Here is a 2,500-nt window from a genome sequence, read left to right as displayed (position 1 = left end):
CTTAAAGCTAATCTGAGCAGGGTTAGCCGGCCCCTAAGACGAGGCGGAAACGCGTAGTCGATGGGAACCACGTTAATATTCGTGGGCTTGGAGGTAGTGACGGATCATTGAGGTAGTCCAATCTTATCGGATTGAACGGGCTGCTGCGTGGTTCCAGGAAATAGCTCCTCCTTATAAACCGTACCCGAAACCGACACTGGTGGTCTGGTAGAGTATACCAAGGCGCTTGAGAGAACTATGCTGAAGGAACTCGGCAAATTGCACGCGTAACTTCGGAAGAAGCGTGACCCTTTTCCACGCAAGTGGAGGAGGGTGGCACAGACCAGGGGGTAGCGACTGTTTATCAAAAACACAGGGCTCTGCGAAGTCGCAAGACGACGTATAGGGTCTGACGCCTGCCCGGTGCTGGAAGGTTAAGAGGAGGGGTGCAAGCTCTGAATCGAAGCCCCAGTAAACGGCGGCCGTAACTATAACGGTCCTAAGGTAGCGAAATTCCTTGTCGGGTAAGTTCCGACCTGCACGAATGGCGTAACGACTTCCCCGCTGTCTCCAGCATAGACTCAGTGAAATTGAATTCCCCGTGAAGATGCGGGGTTCCTGCGGTTAGACGGAAAGACCCCGTGCACCTTTACTATAGCTTTACATTGGCATTCGTAGTGGCATGTGTAGGATAGGTGGTAGGCTTTGAAACCTGGGCGCCAGCTCAGGTGGAGCCACCCTTGAAATACCACCCTTATTACTATGGATGTCTAACCGCGGTCCGTTATCCGGGTCCGGGACAATGTATGGTGGGTAGTTTGACTGGGGCGGTCGCCTCCTAAAGAGTAACGGAGGCGCGCGATGGTGGGCTCAGAACGGTCGGAAATCGTTCGCTGAGTGCAATGGCATAAGCCTGCCTGACTGCGAGACTGACAAGTCGAGCAGAGACGAAAGTCGGTCATAGTGATCCGGTGGTCCCGCGTGGAAGGGCCATCGCTCAACGGATAAAAGGTACGCCGGGGATAACAGGCTGATGACCCCCAAGAGTCCATATCGACGGGGTTGTTTGGCACCTCGATGTCGACTCATCGCATCCTGGGGCTGGAGCAGGTCCCAAGGGTATGGCTGTTCGCCATTTAAAGCGGTACGTGAGTTGGGTTCAGAACGTCGTGAGACAGTTCGGTCCCTATCTGCCGTGGGTGTAGGAATATTGAAAGGATCTGTCCCTAGTACGAGAGGACCGGGATGGACGGATCTCTGGTGGACCTGTTGTGGCGCCAGCCGCATAGCAGGGTAGCTATATCCGGACGGGATAACCGCTGAAGGCATCTAAGCGGGAAACCCACCTTAAAACGAGTATTCCCTGAGAACCGTGGAAGACGACCACGTTGATAGGCCGGGTGTGGAAGAGCGGCAACGCTTGAAGCTTACCGGTACTAATAGTTCGATCGGCTTGATCGTTCTCATTCCTTATGCTCATCACTCCCAATCGGGACGATGAAGGCACAACAAGACCAGCGAACAGCTCCGAGAGAGCACCAGAATAGGATCTCCCTATTGGCTACTCCCTCATTGCTATCGCTCAAAAAGCTTCTCGAACAACGTGCGTTTTGCCGACCTGGTGGTTATGGCGGAGCGGCTGCACCCGATCCCATTCCGAACTCGGCCGTGAAACGCTCCAGCGCTGATGGTACTTCGTCTCAAGACGCGGGAGAGTAGGTCGCTGCCAGGTCTGCTAAACGCACGTTGAACTCACATCCAAGCGGATGTCAGTGAAATCTTCTCTCTACGAACAAGGCCCGCCAAGGGACCACGGGCCGCGTAAGCGGCCCTTTCATTTGGTGAGCCATCTACCTATTTGTAAGCCAGCCTAGTCGTAGGTGTGCGCTTACGTCCAAAGCAAGCAAACGCTTGCTCAGATCAGCAAGCAAACGCTTGCTTAGTTCGGCAAGCAAACGCTTGCTTAGTTCGGCAAGCAAACGCTTGCCTAGTTCGGCAAGCAAACGCTTGCCTAGTTCGGCAAGCAAACGCTTGCCTAGAGGTGGCGCGGGGTGGAGCAGCCCGGTAGCTCGTCAGGCTCATAACCTGAAGGTCACAGGTTCAAATCCTGTCCCCGCAACCAAATCAAAATCGGCCCGCCTCAAGCGGGCCTTTTTTGTATTTTGCTGTCGGCGCCGGCGACTTTAACCCTCAGCAGCAGCCCGCAAGCAGGCCTTGCCGACCCGCGGTACAGAAAAGCCAAATCCTCTCCCCAAAACCAAATCAAAATCGGCCAGCCTGGATCAATGCCGGCCGGCCGTTTTGCTTTTAGGGACTGATGGTGGACCGCCGATCGGCGCCCCGCAACCAGCCAAAGCCAAAGCCGCCAGACAGATACCGCAAACCCTCTCAACAAAACCAACATCACAAACGGCCCGCTAGGCTCTAAGCCGGCGGGCCGTTTGCGTTTGCGGCGCGGACGTCGTCAGTCGATGAGGAACGCAGGGCTTGAAAGAGGATTCAGCCCAACCGCGAAAAAAGA

Annotated in this window: 1 protein-coding gene, 1 tRNA gene and 2 rRNA genes (2 of these 4 running past the window's edge); all 4 read left to right on the top strand. The window is 55.1% G+C overall.

Going from position 1 to position 2,500, the window contains the following annotated elements; translation table 11 throughout:
* Nucleotides 1-1,440, top strand: a 23S ribosomal RNA gene (locus HB778_RS09665); it begins 1,415 nt to the left of the window's first position.
* Between the two features lie 156 nt (nucleotides 1,441-1,596).
* Nucleotides 1,597-1,711, top strand: a 5S ribosomal RNA gene (rrf, locus tag HB778_RS09660).
* A gap of 313 nt (nucleotides 1,712-2,024) precedes the next feature.
* A tRNA-Met gene (locus tag HB778_RS09655) sits at nucleotides 2,025-2,101 on the top strand.
* Between the two features lie 349 nt (nucleotides 2,102-2,450).
* Nucleotides 2,451-2,500 carry the 5' end (the start) of a hypothetical protein gene (locus HB778_RS09650; protein ID WP_183463364.1) on the top strand. 133 nt of this gene lie beyond the right edge of the window, so 50 of the gene's 183 nt are visible here — the first part of the coding sequence; the start codon lies at nucleotides 2,451-2,453; its stop codon lies beyond the right edge, outside the window.

Origin of the sequence: Mesorhizobium huakuii, assembly GCF_014189455.1 — a bacterium.
GTDB classification, from domain to species: domain Bacteria; phylum Pseudomonadota; class Alphaproteobacteria; order Rhizobiales; family Rhizobiaceae; genus Mesorhizobium; species Mesorhizobium huakuii_A.
Note: the sequence above shows the minus strand (reverse complement) of the source record. Positions and strands in the feature narration are given on the sequence as shown.